At 38.5% G+C, this 23403-nt stretch carries 14 protein-coding genes; 11 read left to right on the forward strand and 3 right to left on the reverse strand.

Translation table 11 applies throughout. The features are described 5' to 3' along the window. The first annotated feature begins 80 nt into the window (after window positions 1-80). The 11 genes from H0184_RS14240 to H0184_RS14290 all read left to right on the forward strand — a co-directional run bounded on the left by H0184_RS14240 (window position 81) and on the right by H0184_RS14290 (window position 20568). Window positions 81-1400, forward strand: a complete 1320-nt coding sequence (locus H0184_RS14240; protein WP_221826386.1) for a Gfo/Idh/MocA family protein — start codon at window positions 81-83, stop codon at window positions 1398-1400. Continuing rightward, window positions 1397-3565 carry a glycoside hydrolase family 88/105 protein gene (locus H0184_RS14245; RefSeq protein ID WP_260631574.1) on the forward strand — a complete coding sequence of 723 codons (2169 nt, stop codon included), beginning with the start codon at window positions 1397-1399 and terminating at the stop codon, window positions 3563-3565. The genes H0184_RS14240 and H0184_RS14245 overlap by 4 nt, the downstream gene beginning before the upstream one ends. A 59-nt stretch (window positions 3566-3624) precedes the next feature. Next, complete coding sequence (locus H0184_RS14250) at window positions 3625-5916, forward strand: AraC family transcriptional regulator (RefSeq protein WP_221826393.1); 2292 nt, start codon at window positions 3625-3627, stop codon at window positions 5914-5916. Between the two features lie 16 nt (window positions 5917-5932). Continuing rightward, window positions 5933-7987: a glycoside hydrolase family 65 protein gene (locus H0184_RS14255; protein WP_221826395.1), complete on the forward strand. Its 2055-nt coding sequence runs from the start codon at window positions 5933-5935 to the stop codon at window positions 7985-7987. Window positions 7988-8015: 28 nt separating this feature from the next. Then, on the forward strand, window positions 8016-9152 hold the full coding sequence (locus H0184_RS14260) for a glycoside hydrolase family 88/105 protein (RefSeq protein WP_221826397.1): 1137 nt from the start codon (window positions 8016-8018) through the stop codon (window positions 9150-9152). A 95-nt stretch (window positions 9153-9247) separates the two neighbouring features. Beyond that, window positions 9248-11638 (forward strand): glycosyl hydrolase family 95 catalytic domain-containing protein, encoded by a 2391-nt coding sequence (locus H0184_RS14265; protein WP_221826398.1) that lies wholly within the window; start codon window positions 9248-9250, stop codon window positions 11636-11638. 17 nt (window positions 11639-11655) lie between these two features. Then, complete coding sequence (locus H0184_RS14270; RefSeq protein ID WP_221826400.1) at window positions 11656-14922, forward strand: glycosyl hydrolase; 3267 nt, start codon at window positions 11656-11658, stop codon at window positions 14920-14922. Window positions 14923-15024: 102 nt separating this feature from the next. After that, on the forward strand, window positions 15025-16461 hold the full coding sequence (gene uxaC / locus H0184_RS14275) for a glucuronate isomerase (protein ID WP_260631575.1): 1437 nt from the start codon (window positions 15025-15027) through the stop codon (window positions 16459-16461). A gap of 75 nt (window positions 16462-16536) precedes the next feature. After that, window positions 16537-17535 (forward strand): LacI family DNA-binding transcriptional regulator, encoded by a 999-nt coding sequence (locus H0184_RS14280; RefSeq protein ID WP_221826402.1) that lies wholly within the window; start codon window positions 16537-16539, stop codon window positions 17533-17535. Between the two features lie 60 nt (window positions 17536-17595). Further along, window positions 17596-19059: a tagaturonate reductase gene (locus tag H0184_RS14285; RefSeq protein WP_221826404.1), complete on the forward strand. Its 1464-nt coding sequence runs from the start codon at window positions 17596-17598 to the stop codon at window positions 19057-19059. Window positions 19060-19074: 15 nt separating this feature from the next. Then, window positions 19075-20568, forward strand: coding sequence for a UxaA family hydrolase (locus tag H0184_RS14290; protein WP_221826406.1), 1494 nt, complete (start codon window positions 19075-19077; stop codon window positions 20566-20568). A 145-nt stretch (window positions 20569-20713) separates the two neighbouring features. Here the strand turns inward: H0184_RS14290 and H0184_RS14295 are convergent, their stop codons facing one another. Genes H0184_RS14295 through H0184_RS14305 form a run of 3 tightly spaced genes read right to left on the reverse strand, consistent with a single transcriptional unit; the run spans window position 20714 to window position 23202 of the window. Continuing rightward, a complete protein-coding gene (locus H0184_RS14295) occupies window positions 20714-21049 on the reverse strand; it encodes an ATP-binding cassette domain-containing protein (RefSeq protein ID WP_221826414.1) in 336 nt (111 codons plus the stop codon). Beyond that, entirely contained in the window at window positions 21046-22476 is a 1431-nt protein-coding gene (locus tag H0184_RS14300; RefSeq protein ID WP_221826417.1) for an ABC transporter ATP-binding protein, read from the reverse strand. The genes H0184_RS14295 and H0184_RS14300 overlap by 4 nt, the downstream gene beginning before the upstream one ends. Before the next feature lie 42 nt (window positions 22477-22518). Next, a complete protein-coding gene (locus H0184_RS14305) occupies window positions 22519-23202 on the reverse strand; it encodes a rhamnogalacturonan acetylesterase (protein WP_221826418.1) in 684 nt (227 codons plus the stop codon). Window positions 23203-23403 lie beyond the last annotated feature (201 nt).

Here is a 23403-nt window from a genome sequence, read left to right on the forward strand (position 1 = left end):
TGTTGCTCAAAAAAGTGACTTTTGAGCAACACTTGTTTAAATAGTATGAAAACGGTAATTTCTTGAAAGGGTTGAAATGGATGAAACGATATGCGATTTGCGGTGTAAGCGGGAGAGCCTTAGGTATGTTTGTTAAGCCGATTACGACTACCTTTTCTCAAACTTGTGAAATTGTCGGGTTATTAGATCGTGACACGAAACGGTTTGAATTATTTCAAACGAGATTTCCAGAATATTCTTCTGTAAAAACATATGGAGAAACAGATTTTGATCGTATGGTTGATGAAACGAAACCAGATGTAATTATTGTTGCTGGACGTGATGATAGCCATGCAAAGTATATCATCGCCGCCTTAGAACGAAACTTAGATGTTATTACAGAAAAGCCAATGGTTACAACAGGCGAAGATTGTAGAAGAGTGTTAGATGCTGAACGAGCAAGCATGGGGAAGGTTACGGTCACCTTTAATTACAGATATTCACCTATACATACCAAAATCAAAGAAATCATTAAGGATGGGAAGATTGGTAGAGTAACTTCAATTGATTTGAATTGGTATATTGATACACATCATGGATCAAGTTATTTCAAAAGGTGGAACAGATTAAGAGAACTCTCTGGCGGATTATCGATTCATAAGAGCACACACCATTTTGATTTGGTTAATTGGTGGATTGATCAAAAACCTGTTGAAGTTTTTGCATATGGAGCGCTTAACTATTATGGGCAAAATGGTGAATTAAATCCTAAAAAAGAGGACGGCAGACATTGCGAAACATGCAACTATACAGAGGACTGTGCCTATTACTCACGATGGAACTCAAGGAAGGAACAGCTTCAAGTACCGGATGATCACCTTGGTTCACTAGAAGCTGAAGGGAATAAATACTCTTATACCGATTATCGGCCGGATCAATGTATATATGATTCAGAAATCAATATCGAGGACACCTATTCAGCAACGGTCAAATACAATGGAGGCGCACTACTTAGTTACTCGGTTAACTTCTCCCTTCCATATGAAGGGTACCGTCTTGCAATCAACGGAACAAAAGGCAGGTTGGAAACAGTTGAGTACCATGCAAGAGGTCGGATTCCTTTTCCTACACCAATACAAACGATTGATTATTTCCCTTTATTCGGTTCTAAGGAAACCATTCATGTTGTCCATCGTGAAGGAGGTCATGGAGGAGGAGATCCTCTGCTCCTAGAAGATCTCTTTTTAGGAGAAAACCATCGCAGACCGTACAAAATATTGTCTGGTGCCATTGATGGGGCCTATTCTGTAGCAACAGGTGAAGCTGTCTGGAAATCAGTGAAAGAACATCGCCCCATTACGATTGACGAAGTCCTTAACCAAAAAGAGTACGCTTCAAGTGGAGGCGAAGAATTATTTTGAAACAGTTTAATTATTTCTCCAAAGAAATAAGCATGTCACATTCGCATAATATTGAAGATATTCTTTTGACAGTCGCTCAGCGCTATATTGGAACAAATCCTTCCAGACCCCCTGAATATCGGGTAACAAGAAAGAATGCAATTAAGAAGGATCAACATCATCGATATTTGTTTCCTGTATTAGAGATGTACCCAGAAATTCAGCCTGGACAAAAAGTGTATGCTTGGGCGAAGCTGTGGGCAGAAGAGGATCATACCTTTCCTTTTCTTCTCACATGCTTAGGGCCTGTTCGCTTGTACCATAATGGTGTCAAAAGATTTGGGTCTACACATGAAGAGGAATCAAGCGATATTAGACTTTCATTAGATTTAGTTAAGGGCTGGAATCATTTTGTTCTTGAAATTGAAAAAGGATTACATGGATGTGGAGCGGTTTTTGGTACAGGGAACCGTAAAAATTACCCTTACCATTTTTTCTCCCCTTCTCTTGATCGAGATGGGGAGGAAGGTTGGATCTATACCCTGCCAATGGAGGAAACGCTGGATGTAATCCCATCCTTATCATGCAGGGAATTCTCAACAAGCTGTAATTGGTTTCCAAAAAGAACACGATTGTCAGAAAATGATGGGCAGCTTGCAAACATTTATGGGTTGAAAAAAGGGTATTCCGCTTATGCATGGACAAAGATAGAATGTTGCTCCTTAGAACCTCTTATCCTTAAAGGGAAAACATACGGTCCCCTCAAGCTCTTCGTTAATGGTAAAAAGTTATTTCAGTATGAAGAGCAAGGTGAAATGGACATAAGTGTAACCGTACCGATCGGATTACATGATGTAGTTATCGAAAGCGAGTGTGGAAACCATAATTGGGGTTTTACGTTAAAGCTTATCTCTGATCATGCTGAATTCCAGTTACCACATGATGTAAAAGGGACCTCAAGTCCATGGCTTTATTTAGGGCCATTTTCAAAAGATGAAACGATAAAGATTTCTGACTATATGTCAATGGACACCGTAGCCATCAATAAAGATCGTGAAAGCTTATTTTGGTGCTCGGATAACGGAGACAATGTGAGAGCTTTTCTTGAAAACCCGCTATTTGGTAAATGGAATTATCCTTTAGGTGTTACGCTCTATGGTTTATTGGAAGTAGCAAAAGAATTCTCTAAGCCTGAAGTGATTGATTACGTATTAAATCATATTGAATTTGCCACATCGAGATATGAATACTCCAAATGGGATCAAAAACAATATGGTGCAGCTGGTGTAAACAATCAACTTTCTGATATTGATAGTCTTGATGATTGTGGTTCCTTTGGTGCTGTGATGCTCCTAGCAAATAAACAACGTCCTTTAAAGGGTGCCGGGAAAATCGCAGAGACAATAGCTGATTATATCATGAATCAGCAGAGCCGCTTAGAAGATGGAGCGTTATATCGTCAGATTGGTGTCTCTCGAAAGATGGACAATACAATGTGGTGTGATGATATGTACATGAGTGTTCCGTTTTTGTTGCGGTATGCTGAACTCACTAAAGATGGCAGCTATGTAGATGAGGCAGCTAGACAGCTTTTGCTCTACAAGAACTATCTTTATATAGAAGAAAACCAACTTATGTCACATGTGTATCATGTGAAAGAAAAGAAACCTACTTTAACAACATGGGGCCGAGGAAATGGGTGGGTATTATTTTCATTAACGGAATTATTGAAAGTACTCCCTGAACATCATGAGCATTACCAAGAAATTTTGGCATTTTATCGCCAATTTGCTGAAGGATGTTTGAAGGTTCAAGGAAGCCATGGACTTTGGCACCAAGTATTAACGGATCCTGAGTCTTATGAAGAATCCTCCTGTACGTCCATGTTTATCTATGCTTTTGCGAATGGAGTTCGGTTCGGTTGGATAGATGACAAAGAACCCTATATACAGGCTATCCTGTCAGGGTGGAAGGGGTTAACCGAAAGGACTATTGATAAACAAGGGAATGTATATGGTGTATGTCAAGGATCAAGTTATTCGTTTAGCAATTTCTATTATAAGCATGAGCTTCCATGGAAATTGAATGATACACATGGAATCGGTATTGTTCTATTGGCAGGGACCGAAACAATGAGAATGCTTAAAAGTCAAGTAAAACTGGTTGGAAATGTAAATATAGGATAAACCTTCCCCAACTGTAAATGAATATGTAGTATAATGCCGATAAAGGAGGTTGAAACGAAATGGTCCAATCTTTCCAAAAATGGCTGAAATATTCATTTCATAAAACCGAGACAAGGCTGATTTTGTTTTTAACGATTGCTGTTTTCTTTATTATTCTTATCGTGAGCATCACATCCTATGAAACGTCCAAGTCAGTGCTGCAGGAGGAGTTAAACGAACCTCAGCAGCAAATGCTTCAGGTTAGTATTGACTTTATTGATAAACACATTAGTGAAAGCGATAACATTGCGATTGAGGTTGCATTAAACACAAATGTTTATAAGTTTTTGAAGAGCGATATACAGAATTCCTATAGTAATATTACTGAAATTTACCAGCTATTATCTACTCTTACCAATAGTTCATCCTACATCAATAGTATTTACATCTATGATATCGAACATGGTAGTTTTGTATCGGTGCCACAAGGTTTTAGTTCCCGTAAGTCCACATTTTTCGATTCAAAATGGGTGGATGTAGCTGATGAGTTCGGTGATGAAATGATGATTGTCAAAAAGAGAACTGTTTTTGATGGTACAAAATACGATCGTTCAGGAGTAACACTTTTTAGAAAAATCATGATCCAAGGTGAGTTCAAAGGAATCGTTGCAATAAATCTTGGATACCCAGACTTGTTTGAACCGATTAATTCACCGAATATTGAAAATTTAAGCACCGCCCGCTTTATTATTAATCAAAATAATGAACTGATTTATTCTACTTCTTCTCCATCTAGTCCTAAGCTTGATACGAAAGCGGTTGTAAGTGCCGTAGCGGAATTAAATGAAAAACATTTGGGAGATATCACCTATAAAGGCCAGCAGTTTCTCGTCAGTCATAATACTTCTTCACTAACTGGCTGGAAATATGTTTCTCTCGTTCCTCAAGATAGTTTACTAGCCAAATCAAAGAAAGTCGGTCAGGTTGTTCTTTCAGTCTCTATCATCGCTTTGTTATTAGGCGGTGTTGCGATATTTTATATTAATTCTATTGCCTTTAGACCAATTCGGAGAATTAAAGCACTGTTTAATATAGGGCAAAGAGATATCGACTTTCATGATTTGCTTCACCTGGAAATGCTGGCAGGAGAACTATTAAATGATCATGCTCAATTGTCAAATATGATACATAAGGTTCGAGCTGAGGCATCCGCTAAGTTTTTAAGCGATATCTATCATAAAAATATAACAAATCCGAGAGAGATTAGAGAAAAATGTCAGGGATATTTCCAAGAGTCATTTAATATACCGTTAAAGGCGGCTATCATTTCTATTGATCATTTTTATAAATGGTCCTGTCGATACCCAAACTCTGATCACTCTCTATTAAAATTTGCGTTAGTTAATATACTTACTGAAACCTTAGCATTATATTCACATAGCGAGTGCATTGATCTAGGGAAGGATAAGTTAATGATTGTTCTTCACCCGAGTTCAGATGAAAAACTGTTAGACAACAAATTAGGGGAAGCGCTTTCTGCTGTTCAAAAATTACTAGAGTTCAGTATATCCATCGGAATCAGCAGTCAGAAATCTGATTTTGGCAGACTGTTAGAGGCTATCCATGAAGCAGAAACAGCTCTTGGGAACAGGCTGTATTCCGGATATGGAAGTTTATTGAAATTTGACGAATTTACGCAACAGGATACTCGAAAAACATCGATTAATGGTAAAGTTCTAAATCAATTAACAGAAGCGATTGAAACAGGAGACAGTGTACGTACAAGCTGCCTAATAAATCAGATAATAGATGAGATTAGAGAAAGTCGTTTAAAGCCGGAAAGAACACTATCCATCGTCAAGAAGATAGGTGAGCAATCTCTTCGATTTGGACAAGATGAGGATAAGGAAATAAGGAAAGGAAGAGATTTCTTTCTTCAGCTGCACACAATCCATCTTGATGATATTGCAGGATTTCTTACTGAACAAGCCAATGGGTTAATACAGGAAAATCAGGTACTGGCAACAAGTAAAGAATATCTGTTAATTGAGAAAATGATTGAGTATATGAATGCTCATATAGATGAACCCATCGGTATAACGGAAATTGTTGATTCCATTGGCATCAGTGTCAGCTTGGCAAGTTCTATTTTTAAGAAAGAAATGAATGAAACGATATACGGTTATTTTACCGATTTAAGAATGAAGCGTGCTGCAGAACTATTGGTGAATACAGATGAAAAAGTTTCTGATATTGCCATTAAGGTTGGATACCAGCATGAGAACAGTTTTATTCGAGCTTTTCGAAAATGCAACAATATTACACCAGGTAAATACAGGGAGATTTTAAAAGCGAAAAAAGAAGTAATTTAAATGTAGGGGAGAGAGCATGTTAAATAGAAAACAAATTGTTGATCGTCATCATCCGATAGTTAAGAAAATAGAGCCGTTATCACCATTATCTATAGGAAACAGAGAGTTCGGATTTAGCTGTGATTTTACCGGGTTACAGACCTTTCCAGAAGTATATGAGACCCCGCTTGGGACGCAATCAAATTGGGGATGGCATTATACGGGCGGTCATAATCTCTATACGGAAAAGGATATTGTTTTTCAAAAATATGATACGTATGGACGACAGGTTAATTATCCGATGAAAGCTGAAGGAAAGGATGAAGCTTACCACTGGTTACGTCAAAATCCTCATAGATTACAATTAGGGAGAGTATCGTTCCGTTTTTTTTCAAGAAATAATCATGTGATTCGAGCCGATGAGATTACAGACATTTATCAAAAGCTTGATCTATGGACTGGGACTGTTGAAAGTGAATTTATGGTAGACGGTGTCTCTGTCAAGGTCAGGACGGCTTGTCATTCAGATGATGATGTAGTAGCAGTTCAAGTATCATCTCCATTGCTGGAAGAGAAGCGTCTTCAAGTGTTTACACAATTTCCAGCGCCAGATATTACTCATAATAGTTGGGCAAAAGCGACACATCCAGATTGGGAAAATGATCATAGACACCAAACAGACTATCAATCTCTTTCAGACAAAGCAGGTTTACTGACACGAAAGATGGATCAGGATCAATATTACGTAAGATGGGACTGGAGCAATGGTTCAGTCGAACAAACAGGCGTACATGAATACACCTTAATGGGTGACGGAAGCTCCGATCATTTAGAATTTTCCGTTTCTTTTGCCCCGAATAAGCCTGCTGCTGCAAAGCCAAAAGAGGTGATTGAAGCAAGCGGTTCTTTCTGGGAAGCTTTTTGGCAGACGGGAGCAGCTCTTGATTTTTCCGAAAGTACGGACCCGCGTGCAATGGAGCTGGAGCGAAGAGTGGTTCTGTCCCAATATTTGACTGCGATTCATAGTGGTGGCACGTTGCCTCCGCAAGAAACTGGCTATATGTATAATAGCTGGTTTGGAAAATTCCATTTGGAGATGCACTGGTGGCATGGGGCACATTTTCCGATATGGGGACGGAAGGAGTTCTTAGAAAATAGTCTTGAATGGTATCAAACCATCTTGCCTCAGGCAAAGGAGCTAGCAGAATCACAGGGATATGATGGTGCCAGGTGGCCTAAGATGGTAGGAATTGATGGCAAGCAAAGTCCTTCTCCGGTAGCACCGGGATTAATTTGGCAGCAGCCCCACCCAATGGCATTAGCAGAAATGTGTTATCAAGTCCAGCCATCTGACGAATTTCTCAAGCGCCTTCAATCGATTGTGTTTGAGGCTGCGGACTTTATGGTATCGTATGCACATTGGGATGAGGACAAAGAAGCTTATGTTCTCGGGCCGCCACTCATACCTGCTCAGGAATGCCACTATATTCATGAAAGCATAAACCCGCCATATGAGCTTGAATATTGGAAGCATGGATTGGAAATCGCCATTAAATGGGCAAAACGATTACATGTACCGGAGAACCCTATGTGGTCAAAGGTAGCTGTCTCCTTGGCAAAGCCACACCATGAAGAAGGTGTTTATCTGGCACATGAGAAGTGTGTTAATACATTCACTGAGAAAAATCATGATCATCCCTCTATGCTTGGAGCCTTAGGTATATTACCCGGAACTTTAGTTGATTGGGAGATTATGAGAAATACGTTATATAAAGTTAAAGAAGTTTGGGATTGGGAATCTGCATGGGGCTGGGATTTTCCTATGTGTGCCATGACAGCTGCAAGATTGGGGGAAAGAGATCTTGCCGTAGACTTTTTATTGATGAAAGCAACGAAAAATACCTATCTAGTAAACGGCCACAATTATCAAAGACCTGGTTTGACCGCCTACTTGCCAGGTAATGGAGGGTTGTTAACCGCCGTTGCGATGATGGTTTGTGGATGGAAGGACGGCTCTGATCATCAATGTCCAGGTTTTCCGCAGGATGGCAGTTGGTCAGTGAAATGGGAAGGATTACATCCCGTGTTGTAAAGAATAGAGTAGTAGAGGAGAGTGAAGCATGAATTCAAATCAATGGTCAATAAAAATTGCAGATACCATTCTATCGAAATGTGAAAATGGATACCATCCAAAAATGGCCAATCACTGGGGATATGTAGCGGGCATGACACTAAAGGCATTTGACTGGCTCTCTGAATGGAGCGGCATTGAAAAATATCATCACGTCATGAGGAAACATATGGACCTATATATTCAAGAAAATGGAACGATTAGAGGCTATTCGATCGAGGAATATAATTTGGATCATATTAATAAAGGAAAGAACCTATACTCACTGTGGGATCGTACGGGAGAGGAAAGGTATGAGAAAGTAATCCAACAATTAGTCACACAGCTTGAAGGGCAACCAAGAACGAGTGAAGGAGGCTTTTGGCATAAAAAAATCTATCCTTTTCAAATGTGGCTTGATGGGGTTTATATGTCATCTCCATTTTTAGCACAATATGCAAAAACCTTTCATGCTCCGGAATGCTTTGATGAGGCAGCACGACAAATCTTGATGATTGAGTCAAAGACCCGCAATCCGCAAACAGGTCTATTACATCATGCATGGGATGAAAGTAAGGAACAACGTTGGTGTGATAAAGAAACGGGACGATCCTTCCACATCTGGGGACGTGCTATGGGATGGTATTCGATGGCCATTGTGGATTCACTCGAGCACTTTCCAGTCAATCATCCAAAGCGTGGACAAATCATGGGCATTTTTGAGCGAATGGCTCATGCGATCAAGAATGTCCAAGACCAAGAGAGCGGCCTTTGGTATCAGCTAATGGATCAAAACGGTAGAAAGTCCAATTATCTAGAAGCATCTGGCTCCTGTATGCTGACATATGCATTGGCAAAGGGAATCCGACTGGGGTATTTGTCGGGTATTGATCAGGAAGTAGTTAACCGTTCGTATGAGGGTATTCATCAACACTTTGTTACTGAAGATGAAGAGGGTGTTCACCTCCATAGTATATGTAAAGGTGCTGGTCTTGGCGGGGCTAAGTATCGAGATGGCTCCTATGAATATTATATGAGTGAGCAAATCGTTAGTGATGATCTTATGGGAGTAGCTCCATTTTTACTAGCAAGTATGGAAATGGAGAAGTTAGCTGAAATCCAAAATGTTGAATCATTGAAAGTTTAGAAAAAGAACTAAAGATCAATAGAATTATCGAGATCACTTGTCTTTAACAAGTGATCTTTTATTACAACAAAAAATAGAATGGGAGGTTATAGATCATGTCTGTTAAGAACCAATCCACCAATCGCATTTCTTTGAAATATCCTGCTGCATGGTGGAGGAATATGTGGAGGGAGGGTCTTCCCTCTGGAAACGGCAAAGTAGGTGCTTCTGTTTCAGGTGGTGTGAGTATGGAAAAGATATTAATCAACCATGAAGGGCTATGGCATATGGGAAAAAAAGATACACTTCCTGATGTTAGTTACACGCTAAACGAAACACGTGAACTAATGGAGAAAGAAAAATACAATGAAGCAAACTGGCATTTAACAAATACATTAAAAGAAAACGGATATCGCACTCGGTTAGCCTCGTTTTTACCTCTTGTTGAATTAACAATTAAGATGCAGCAAACAGCGGGGTTTAGACAGTATCGTAGAGAAGTTGATATGGAAACTGGAGAGGTATTAGTAAGGTGGAAAGAAGGGGAAGAGCAATTTGAGCGAAATTTATTTGTTTCACGAGCTGATAATGTGGTTGTATATGAAATAAAATCAACAGGTCAATCACTAACGGCAGAGCTTCAGCTTGGCCTGCATAAGACAGATAGTAGCAGCATGGAACTGCGAGTAAAAGAATTAGAAGCTACAATTCAGCTCAAAGTAGAGGATCATTTTATCTTTTTTGCAGCAAAAAATGATGATAACACTGAATATGGGGCAGTATTACGAATAATTCCTACTGGTGGAAAGATAATCATTGAAAATGATATTCTCCGCTGTGATCATGCTGAACATATCCAAATTATGATGAAGGTTTTTATTAAAGGAGACCATGTAAAAGAATGGTCGCGGCTTCAACAAGAGCTATTAAACATTCATGGTGATTATCAAGACTTGCTCAAAACACACATTCCCATACATTCACAACTCTTTCAAACAGCTTCTTTACAATTGAGTGATGTGAAAGATGATCAATCAAATGAAGAACTCCTTCTAGATGCTTATGAAGGAGAAGCTCCTATTCAATTAATAGAGAAATTGTGGAATTATGGAAGGTATCTTTTTATCTCTGGAACTAGACCTGACGGGCAGCCGTTTGGGATGTATGGTCTATGGGGGGGAGATTATCATCTCATGTGGTGTCATCGGATGGCAAATGAGAACATTCAAATGATGTATTGGCATGCAGCAGTAGGGGGATTATCCGAATTTGTGCCAGCTTTATTCAACTATTATGAGGAAATGATGGATGATTTTCGAGAGAATGCTAGAAAGCTATATGGCTGTCGCGGCATATATATCCCAGCGGGTACAACTCCAGGAATTGGTGTACCGAATCAAATCGTCCCGGTCATTATGAATTGGACAGGAGCAGCTGGGTGGTTGGCACAACATTATTATGATTATTACCTATACACCGGTGATAAGAGGCTTTTACTCGAGAAGGTGCTTCCATTTATGAAGGAAGTAGTTCTATTTTATGAGGATTTTCTTGTCATGAATGAGGATGGAATTTATCAGTATCTACCTTCCGTTTCACCAGAAAATACTCCAGAGAATTTTATGCCGAAGGACGGGAAGCACCTTGCTCATCCTATGCCAACGACAATCAACGCAACAATGGATTTTGCCATAATGAAAGAAGTGTTACAGCATTTAATTGAAGGAGCAAACGAGGCATCCATTTATTTAGATGAAATTGAAAATTGGAAGGCAATGCTTACACGTATCCCACAGTATGAAGTCAATCAAGATGGTGCCATTCGGGAATGGTTACACCCTGCCTTTGATGATCGATACAACCATCGTCATATTTCTCATATCTATCCTGTTTTTCCAGGTAGAGAAATTAACGAAGAACAAGATAAGGAACTGTTTGAAGCATTTAGAATGGCTGTTTCAAAGCGAATATTAGGTGCTCAAACAGGTTGGTCTCTGGCACATATGTCGAGTATATGGGCGAGAATGAACGATGGTGACAAAGCTTTAGAATGCTTAGATATCCTCTCACGTTCATGTCTCTTAAATAACTTTTTCACCGTTCACAATGATTGGAGAAACATGGGGTTGAGCATGGAAATTGAGACAGCTCCCATCCAATTAGATGCTAGTATGGGCATTATTAATGCAGTCCAAGAAATGCTTCTGTTTGTTTCTCCTAAAATAATCAAACTTTTACCGGCTCTACCTTCAAAGTGGCAAAAAGGGAAAGTAAAGAATTTTCGTTTTATGACAGGGAGGGTTTCCGTTTCATGGAATGTAGAATTGCAAACATTATGTGGAGAAGTTGTTGCTGAAAGAGAGACAGAAATCACTTTGAAGCTTCCTGCGTTTGCAGCAAACTGTTCACTAACAGGAGATGGAGTTAAACTAACACAATCAGCATTAGGGGAAACCTATTATTATCTGAAAATGGAAAAAGGAGCGACTCTTTATATAAACCAATGAAAAGGAGGATGTCAAAAGTGAAAACGAGGTCTAGTGGCTTAGTGTTTAATAAAAATGATTTTCTTAATCCGGAATCATCCTACCGTGTCCAGCCATTTTGGTTTTGGAACGGGGAGATGGAAGAGAATGAAATCAATCAACAGATTTTCGAAATGGCCGATAAAGGTGTGGGTGGATTTTTCATCTGTCCAAGACAAGGTTTAACGATTCCCTATTTATCAGACGATTGGTTTCGCAAGGTTAAGTTTGCAGTCGAAACAGCTAAAAAGTATCAGCTCGATGTGTGGTTATATGATGAATACCCGTATCCAAGTGGGATTGCAGGGGGAGAAGTCACATTAGAGCATCCAGATGCAAAACATTATAAAATCAATCACAAGACTGTTTCGATAGATGGGGGACAATCCTGCAGTCTCGATTTGCCATGGGGACGAGTACTATCGGCAAAAGCGGTACCAATCGATCCATCGACAGGAACTAAAGGTTGGGATCAGGCATTAGAAGTAACAGACTATATTGGAAATTATCAGGCTGAACCGGTATTTCAAAAGACGGGGCTAACAGCATACAATCAAAAGCGCTATTTTACCTACTCGACACGAAAAAGATTAAACTGGCAGGCTCCCGAAGGAAAATGGGAGATTCATTGTTTCCTAGAAGAAGAGTTAAGTGATTTTAAATATTATGGAACATTTGTTGATCCCTGTCATGAAGAAGCAATTAAAACATTTATTGATTTAACCCATAATCGATATGCACGATACTTGAGTGAAGAATTTGGCCAAACAGTCAAAGGGATGTTTTCAGATGAAACGGGATTATTAGGGAAAATTCCTTGGACCTCTCAGCTTCCTGATTTTTTCAAAGAAACAAATGGATATGATATAAAAGATTATTTACATGCACTAATTGATGATCAAGCAAGCGGGGCGGCAAAAGTTCGCTATGATTATTTTCAATCAATTCATCTTCTATTAAGAAAAACATATCATAAGAAAATACATGATTGGTGTGAAGAATATGGCTTGAAATATGTAGCCGAGGTCCCATCAGTTCGTATGACGACACAGCTTTATAGTCATATTCCAGGTGGAGATAGTGCACATGAAAAGCTTGGTCGATCATTAGAGTGGATTCTAGAGCAATATGGAATGAGCTTTCGGGCAAATCCGAAGTTAATCAGTTCACTTAGCAATCAACTTGGCAGAGAACGAGCGTTGATTGAATGTTTTCATAGTATTGGTTGGTCGATGACTCTGCAGGATGCGAAATGGATGTTGGACCGGTTAGGAGCGTTTGGCATCAACTTCTATAATTTTCACGCATTTTTTTATACATTAGATGGATTAAAAAAACACGATGCCCCACCTTCACAATTTCTTCAAAACCCATACTGGGAACATTTTCGTTTACTAGGAGATTATGCTGGCCGACTTGGTTATGTTATGAGTTGCGGCGTCCCGCTGCGTAAGATTGCTGTTCTTGATCCTACGACTAGTTTATGGACACAGATGGGAAACCCATTTCATAGCTTTTCCTACGGTGGAGAAAATAAGAAGGAAGAAGATAAATTAATTAAATTGAAACAGGATTGGTCAAGAATTTCCCGTGAATTAACATTAACACATAACGATTATGATCATTTGGACCCTGAATTACTTGCTGAAGCACAAATTACAGATGGAGAAATCAGGATTGGGAATGCTAGCTACTCTATCCTTATTCTTCCGCCAATCTCCAATTTAGAAATAAAAGCTTGGGGGAAAATAAAAGTATTTCTTGAACAGGGTGGAGTCGTCATTTCAAATGGATTGCTTCCATTTGAACAAATTAATGACGAATATCTTGTGGAAGACATGATGAATGTGTTTGGCTTGGATAAAGATTCAGAGATTCATTATTTTTCAGAAAAATACCAATCCAGTCTTATCGAACAACCTGTGAAAGGTAAAACGAATGCCTATTTTATACCTAAAAAGGAAAACGAAGATTATCGCATGCTACTTTTTTTACTAGAAAATCATCTTTCAAAAGAGATTCAATTTAAGCCTACAGGGGAGAGCAAAAGCTTCCTTGTGGAGAAACGAATTATGCAGGATGATTCATTTATTGTCTTTATTAGCAATCAGGAGGCTGAAGAACATCAAGCGGCATTATATTTTAATCAAGTAAACGATGGAAAAGGACACGATTGTACATTTCAAAGATTGAATTTGGAAACAGGCAGTATCGATTTGCTGAATGCCGAACAAGTGGGGAATAGATGGAAGCTTGATTTACTTTTTCACCCATATCAATCCCACTTAATTCAAATCATTCCAAATAAAGAAACAATAAAGGAAACAGCACGTCCTGAGTCAGAGCCCTTCTTGTGGGAGGTGGCAGCAAATAATGCCTGGCACATGAAGCCTTTGCAGGACAATGCGCTACGGTTTGATACCTTTCTTTTAAGAGTAAATGAAGGAAAGGGATCAGATGAACCAACGAATTTATCTGGATCAAATGTTCAAGTAAAAACATTCATCTACCAATGTGCAGATCTAGCAGAACAGCAAAGGCTGCCATTATCCTTTCATCAAGTGTTTGGAACGCCAATGAAAATGGCTGTTCAGTATCCGGTTGCTTGTACGTATGAAAATGTATTTGAAGTTGAAGCCCTTCCTAGTAGCTGTTCTCTGTTAATGGATAAAGAAGCAATCTCCGGGGAGTATCAAATATGGATTAATGATCAAGCTGTGACACATTTTAAGGATCATTTTGTGTATGATCACCGTAATCAACTGGCAAATATTACCTCCATGTTACAGAAAGGACAAAATACGATTCGAATTGAAGTAACGGTTCAACATGATTTTGACGGGATTGTTGATGCTCTTTATTTACTTGGAGATTTTGGTATTTCATTTTCAGCTAAAGATTGTCCAATGATCACGACCATTGAGGAAATGTCAGTGATCAAGCATGGACCTTATCCGTTGCTTCCTTATTACGCAGGAACGATTTCTTTTAAGAGAACGGAAAGTCTAGACACATTTCCAAAATCAGAACGCTTCATCCTAGCGTTACGTGATTTAGATGAAAATGTTCATGATTGTCTGGAGGTAGTAGTAAATGGCCGCTCTCTTGGAGTTAGAGCCTGGACCCCCTATCAATGGGAAGGACCGACAGCAATCCTGAATAAAGGGGATAATGAAATAGAAGTAAAAGTGACAAATACTCTGATAGGATTACTAGAAGGAAAGTCATTTGATTATGGCACTCATACTTTAAAGGTCTTAAAATAATGTTAACGTTAACATTTTATATTTACAATATTTTTAAGTTTTGTTAGACTAATAGTATGAATTTTTGTTAACGTTAACATTTTACGAATAGGATGGTGCATTATGGAAAAATTTATGGGTGAAAACTTTTTACTTAAAAATGAAACCGCTATCTCTTTATTCCATGATTTTGCAAAAGAAATGCCAATTATTGATTACCATTGTCATTTAAGCCCAAAAGAAATCTATGAAAATAAGAAATTTAAAAATATTACTGAAGCCTGGTTGTATGGTGATCATTATAAATGGAGAGCCATGAGAGCAAATGGAATCTCAGAAGAATATATAACTGGCAATGCAAGTGACTATGAAAAGTTCCTTGCATGGGCTAGAACCGTACCAATGACAATAGGGAATCCCTTATACAATTGGACCCATCTAGAATTACAACGTTTCTTCGGAATTTATGATATTTTGAATGAGCAAAGTGCACCATCTATTTGGGAAAAAGTAAATGCGAAGTTAAACGAAGAAGGGTTTCGTGTCAGAGATTTTATTAAAAATTCAAAGGTAAAAGTTGTTTGTACCACAGATGATCCGATCGATAGCCTTAAATATCATATAAAGTTAAGAGAAGAGAATAACTTTCCAGTTAGTGTTGTACCAGGTTTCAGACCTGATAAAGGATTAGAAATAAATCGCGAAGGCTTTATAGATTGGGTAGAAAAGCTTTCGGAGGCTTCTGAAATTGAGATTGCCAATTATGAAGATTACCTTGCAGCACTAGAATCACGTGTTCACTTTTTTCATGCTGCTGGCGGCCAAGTTTCGGATCATGCATTAGATTCTATGGTATATGAAGAAACCAGCTTTGAAGAAGTGGCTGAAATTTTTGCTAAAAGAATATCTGGAAGCACTATTTCTCTTGATGCAGAAAAGAAGTTCAAAACGTTTACGTTAATTTATCTTGGCAAGCTATATGCAGAGCTGGACTGGGCGATGCAGTTCCATATCAATGCTCATCGTAACAATAACAATAGGATGTTTAAAGTTCTTGGCCCTGACACTGGTTATGATTCTATTAACGATGACCAGATCGCAAAGCCGTTAGTGAAAATTCTGGACTCATTAGAGCAGGAAAACAAGCTCCCGAAAACCATTATTTATTCCTTGAATCCAGGCGATAATGTGGTAATTGCAAGTATCATTAATAGCTTCCAAGACGGAAAAACCCCAGGGAAAATTCAATTCGGTACAGCATGGTGGTTTAATGATACAAAGGAGGGCATGCTCGAGCAGATGAAGGCATTATCTTCTGTCGGTCTTTTCAGCCGATTCATCGGAATGCTGACGGACTCAAGGAGTTTTCTTTCTTATACAAGACATGAATATTTCCGGAGACTGGTTTGTAATTTAATTGGAGAATGGGTTGAAAACGGTGAGGTTCCAAATGATTTGGAGTTACTCGGAAATATTGTTCAGGGAATATCTTATAACAATGCCAAAAGTTATTTTGATTTTCAGGAAGCAGCCATAGTCGAACATATTTCTAATAATTAATTGATGAAAGCTGGCGGGGCAGGGCTGATAAGGTATAATGAACGAAAATAGAGAATGCAAAAGGAAGGTCAGACAATGGTTACAATAAAAGATATTGCTAAATTGGCCAATGTATCCCATACAACTGTTTCTAGGGCACTAAATAACAGCCCGCTTATCAAAGAGCCAACAAGGAGAAAAATCCTTGAAATTGCCTCCCAGCTACATTATACCCCTAATTACAATGCTAAAAGTCTAGTCATGCAAAAGTCACATACGATTGGTCTATTTTTAACAAGCATTAGCAATGGTACTTCCGCAAGCTTTCTTGCAGATACAATAAAAGGTGTAAATAGTGTCATTAGCCAGGAATATAACTTGTTTATCCGTGGTATCGATGATTACCAGGATTATTCGAGTATTAATTCACAAAGATTTGACGGGATCATATTAATGAGCCAGAGTGTACGGGATCATTCTTTTATCTATCATGTCCTGCAAAAGGAAATTCCTCTTGTTGTGCTGAACAGAGAAATTGAAGAAGATGATATCATAAATATTCTTTCTAATGATACAGAGGGTTCAAGACAAGCAGTGCAGTATTTGATTGATTGCGGTCACAAAGACATCGCAGTCATAGAAGGAATATCAACCTTTAAATCTACGCAAATGCGTAAGGAAGGTTATCTAACTGCGTTGATTGATAGTGGCATTTCGATTCAACCGGAGTATGCCGTGAGCGGAAATTATGATATGGAAAGCGGTTATCAGGGTATGGAAAAATTACTATCCTTGAAAAAGCCTCCGACTGCCGTTTTTTGTTCCAATGACGATATGGCCATTGGTGCAATGAATGCCGTGTTTGCGAATGGATTACATGTCCCCAATGACATTTCCATTATTGGATTTGATGACATTGGTTTTGCCCAATACACGACACCAAAGCTGACTACAGTAAAACGACCGGTAGAAAAAATCAGTGTACTAGGTGCGGAGAAAATCCTTTCTCTTGTAACAGGGCAAGAAGAAAATGTCGAAAAAGTATTTGCCAATACTGAATTAATCATAAGAGATTCTGTTAAGAAGAGAGGTTAGTTTACCTTTCTTTATGAACAAAAATGTTAACGTGTGCATTACCGAAAGGGGAAAAGATTTGTGCAAAGACTAAATAATCAAATTTACCATGACTATCCCTCGTATCCCGAAAAGGTGCTTCAGTTCGGGGAAGGGAATTTCTTAAGAGGGTTTATTGACTGGCAATTCCAAGTCCTTAATGAAAAGACTGATTTCAATGGAAGTGTAGTGGTTGTCCAGCCGCGAGGAAATAACAAGATTGAAAGGCTAAATAATCAGGATGGACTGTTTACCCTCTATTTACAGGGGATTAAAGAAGGACAATTGGTAAATCAGCATCAGGTAATTGAGTCAATTAGCAGGGGTATAAATCTATTTACCGATTATCCGGAATATATTAAGCTCGCAGGGACAGAGGATCTCCGATTTATTGTTTCGAATACGACGGAAGCTGGAATAATGTTTGATCCATCAGACCAGTTGGAGGATCGGCCGCAAATGAGTTTTCCAGGAAAGTTGACAGCGTTCCTCTATCACCGTTTCAAGGCGTTTGCCGGTAATGAAAAGCGTGGCTGCATCATCATTCCTTGTGAACTAATTGAAAGAAACGGGGAAAGACTGAGAGAAATTGTGTTGCAATATGCAAGCTTATGGAACCTTGAGGATGAATTTATTGAATGGGTAATGAACGCGAATACTTTCTGTTCAAGCCTTGTAGACCGAATCGTACCGGGATTTCCAACCGATTCCTATAAAGAAAAAACCGAACAACTTGGATATGAGGATGAATTGATAGTGGTAGGGGAGCAGTATCACCTTTGGGTCATTGAGGGGCCGGATTGGATAAAGAATGAGCTGAAAGTGGAAGGCACAGGGCTTAACACGTTGATTGTCAATGATTTATCTCCTTATAGGATTCGGAAAGTCCGGATTTTAAACGGCGCACATACTGCGATGACTCCGGTTGCTTATCTTTACGGTTTAAGTACGGTGGAAGAAAGTGTAAATCATGAAGAAATAGGCATGTTTATAAAAGAAATGATTGCAGAGGAAATAATCCCAACCTTAGAGGGAAGTAAAACAGAGCTGGCAGACTATGCAGATGATGTGATGAACCGTTTTGCTAATCCATATATCAAGCATTATTTAATGAGCATAGCACTAAACTCAATTTCTAAATTTCAGACCAGAAACCTGCCCGCTTTATTGGATTATGTTGAAAAATATAACACTCTGCCAAAACGAATGGTGTTTTCATTAAGCAGCCTGCTTTATTTCTATAGAGGTAAAAGAGGAAATGATGTAATTGAACTTCAGGATGATCCAGTAAGTTTGCAATTCTTTAAAACTAACTGGGAAAAATTTGAGCAGCATGAGCTTACTATGAAGGAACTTGTTAACAAGATTCTTGGTGAGGAAAGGTTTTGGGGGCTGGATTTGACCTCAATCCCAAATTTAGAAAATACAGTCAGTATAAACCTCCTTAATATCTATAAAATGGGAGTCAAGGAAGCTCTTAAAGAATTGTTTGAAACATCTATTTAGAAGGAGGCCGCTCAAATGAAGGATTTTCTTCAAATCACTGAAAACGATAATATTATTCTAGCACTTAGAGACTTTAAGCAAAATGAAACGATACATCTTAATGGGAAGAATATACAAATAAAAGAGGATATCAGCCGCGGCCATAAGATAGCTGTAAAAGATATTTATGAAAATGAGGATATTATCAAATACGGCTATCCGATTGGGCATGCACTGGGTTTGATTGCACCTGGTGAACATGTTCATACTCATAACACAAAAACGAATCTCTCAGGAACACAGGAATACCAATACGTGTTTAAGGAATCTCAGAATCTATTTAATAATGAAAATCGAACCTTCCAGGGATACCGCCGGGGAGATGGTAATGTTGGAATTCGGAATGAATTATGGATTGTGCCTACGGTAGGATGTGTGAACGGAATTGCCGAGAAGATTATTAAACGGTTTGAGAAGCATGTTGGCGACATTAGCCCCTTTGACAATGTCCTTGTCTTAAAGCATAACTATGGATGTTCCCAGCTGGGAGATGACCATGAAAACACAAAACAAATACTGATTAATGCAGTAAAGCATCCCAATGCAGGTGGTGTTCTTGTTTTAGGTCTAGGCTGTGAGAATAATGAGCTGCCAGAGTTTAAAAAGGCGTTGGGTGAAGTGAATGAGGAGAGAGTGAAATTTCTGATTTCTCAAAACGTTACCGACGAAATCGAGGAAGGTTTTAAACTGGTAATGGAAATCTATGAAAATGCCAAAAATGATAAAAGAGAAACCGTTCCTCTTTCAGAATTGAAAATTGGTTTAAAATGTGGCGGCTCCGATGGTTTTTCTGGTATAACTGCTAATCCGCTTCTAGGTAAGTTTTCAGATTACTTAATTGCCCAAGGAGGAACAACCGTCCTCACTGAAGTCCCGGAAATGTTTGGAGCCGAAACGATTTTAATGGAACGTGCAGCAGATGAAAGAGTATTTGAAAAGATTGTAGATCTAATTAATGACTTCAAGGAATACTTTTTGCGTCATAATCAACCTGTTTATGAAAACCCGTCCCCAGGGAACAAATCTGGAGGCATCACGACACTAGAAGACAAATCCCTTGGGTGTACACAGAAAGCGGGAACAAGCACCATTGTCGATGTCTTAAAATATAGCGAAACACTAAAAACAAAAGGATTAAACCTCTTAAGTGCGCCAGGAAATGACCTTATCGCATCAACAGCTCTTGCGGCAGCCGGCTGCCAAATGGTATTGTTTACGACAGGCAGGGGAACACCGTTTGGAACCTTTGTTCCAACGATGAAAGTTTCAACGAACACTCAAATCTATGAAACAAAACCACACTGGATTGATTTCAATGCAGGGACACTGTTGGAGGATGGAGTTTTTCCCGAACAGGTGTTAAATGATTTTGTGGATTATATTGTTCAAGTGGCAAGCGGTGAATTTGTTAACAATGAGAAAAATGACTTTAGAGAGATTTCGATTTTTAAGAGCGGAGTTACGTTATAATTAAGACTTAAAAAATCCCTTTTGAGTAGACAGTGCTACAGTCTATAAAAAGGGATTTTTTTACCTTAAACGCGTAAACCGGCCCTCGCCAAAAAAATGCCAGGCTGGTTTCCTTTGGCATCTATCACACTATTAGCTAGAGAAGCTACATTTGCAATTGTTTCAATTCATAAAACTTCCCTTTAGAAGACATTAGCTCATCGTAGGTTCCGAATTCTACGCAGCGTCCATTTTCGATCACTGCTATTTTGTCTGCATTACGAATCGTCGAAAGACGGTGAGCGACGATAAAGGTAGTCCGGCCATGGCATAAAGTATTCAAGGCCTCCTGAATCTTTTTCTCAGAATGGCTATCTAATGCAGAAGTGGCTTCATCTAAAATAATGACCTTTGGGTTCCGAATTAAGGCTCTTGCGATAGATACCCTTTGCCTTTGACCTCCTGAAAGCTTATCCCCATGTTCTCCAATCTTCGTGTTCAATCCACCAGGAAGCTTCTGAATAACATCCAGAGGTTTGCGGCTAATAAGACCTTTTTAATTTCTTCTTCTGTAACTGAAGGCATGCCATAGGTTATATTTTGGAGAATGGTTCCAGAGAATAAAATGGTAGACTGAGGGACTACTGCTAAATGATGTCGGAAGGATCGCAAATCAATGGAAGACATATCATGACCATCTAAAAGAATTTTTCCTTCAGTAGGCTGAATAAACCCAATGAGTAAATTCAAAATGGTTGATTTCCCAGAGCCCGATTCGCCAACAAATGCGACTGTTTCTCCTTGTTTAACCTCTAAGTTAATATCTTGGAGAATTGTTTTATCGCTAGCAGGATACCGGTAACAAATCTGTTGTAAGGAAAAATTTCCATTTACCTTCTTAATTTTTGGTTTATTTTCATGATTTTCTACTTCACCGGCTGTTAAAATTTCGCCAATCGAGTTTACTGATTCCAGGCCCTTAGCGATTGTAGGTATTAATGTTATCATACTAGAAACAGCATTTACGACTGTTGTAAAGTACGTTTGATACATCACTACTTCACCAGGCGTAATGGAACCACGTAATGCCAAAATACCAGTGAAAACTAAACAAATAATTTGAAAAACTTGAAAACTAGCCCAACTTACAGAACCAAATACAGATTGAATGATGTCTAATTGAAAACCTTTTGTTAATATTTGTTGGAACCGGTGATTTAAACGGCGTACTTCTTGATTCTCTAACGCATGCGCACGTGCAATAGGTACTAATTCAATCATTTCAATAACACGAGCAGAGGTTTCTTCCATTTCCTGGCGGAATTCAGAATTGGAGGTTTTGATTTTTTTACGGAAGACAACAATGATAAGAGCTGATATCGGTACAGTTAAGATAAAAAATAGAAATACAGTAGGACTGTTATATAACGTAATGGCTAAGGCAACTACTAGATTGACAATTATATTTAAACTACTAACAAACACTTGTGAGGCAAGTGTCTGGACAGCTTCTACGTCTCGCATGATTTTAGATTGAAGCCTGCCAGACTGCATTTCCTTTTGATAGGGAATTGAAAGTTCTTGCAGCTTTTTTATAAGCGAGGCGCGCAAACCCGATTCCACACTGCGAATCGCATAACTATGCAGTTTAGTATGATAATAATTTGTTATGAAGTTTTGAAGTACCAATATAATCATAATGATCGCGTTAAGATAGATTGTTTGAATGCCGCCGCCTTCCTGAATCGTAGCAGCATTAATAACATTCGCAATTGCAATCGGCATCACCCATGCTGGGATATGTTTAATGATAAAGAAAACAGCTGAATAAAATATTCTTAAGTAGTTTCCTTTATATAATCCGACTAGTACCTTAAAGGAATTTTTCTGATTTTTGTTATAAATTTGCTGTACAAAGGAATCCTCCATTGATTCAACTCCTTGTTAAGGTTGTTAAAAAGCCAAATTGTACTATTTTAGTAGGTTCTTTAGAGGTAAATTACTTTGTTTGATTGCTTCAATAATCAATTGAGCAACAATTTTCGCACCCTCTTCATTGAAGTGGGTGTTGTCCGTAATCCCCTCAGGGTAGTTATCGGATTGACCCAGAGGTAAATGCAAGTAGTATTTTTTTGACTCCTCATCACCGGCTTTCCCCATAAACTCATTGGTGCTCTTATGTATGTCTAATAAGGGTACATGGTTTTTTTGCGCGAATTGAATCATGGCTTCTGGATAATCTCCAACTGACATACTATCAATTTTATCGTCTTCAAACTTTCGGCGAGTGACGGATGTTAATAATAATGGATAGGCATTTTTTTGATAAGCAACCTGAATGAATTGGCTGAGATTATCTTGGTAATCACCATAAGGTTGTGTTCCGCGTTCAGGATCCTCTATTTTTTGATCATTATGACCAAATTGGATGATTAAGTAATCTCCGGGTTGAATGCTATTCTCGATTTTAGCTAAATGACCTTCGTTTATGAATGATTTTGTGCTGCGGCCATTAACGGCGCGATTTTCAATCTTTACATTCTCTTTAAAGTACGCCTGAAATGCTTCACCCCAGCCCGTTTCTGGCCTTTTTTCTGGTAGTTTCATAGCAGCAGTCGAATCTCCTGCTATATAAATGGTTATCAGATTATCCATAGATTTGCTCCTAAGTATTAAAATTCTTATTAATTACTGCTAAAAGCATATGTACACGTTAACATTTTTATGTTAAAACAAAATTAGAACCGATTTCTTTCAATAATTAGTTTAAACATTGAAGATAGTGATAAATTGTTTGTATAAATGTTAACGTTAACATTTTATTATGTAAGAGTTTATGTGTCAATGCATATAACA

It is taken from the genome of Neobacillus niacini, from assembly GCF_019749295.1.
In the GTDB taxonomy this organism is placed as follows: domain Bacteria; phylum Bacillota; class Bacilli; order Bacillales; family Cytobacillaceae; genus Neobacillus; species Neobacillus niacini_D.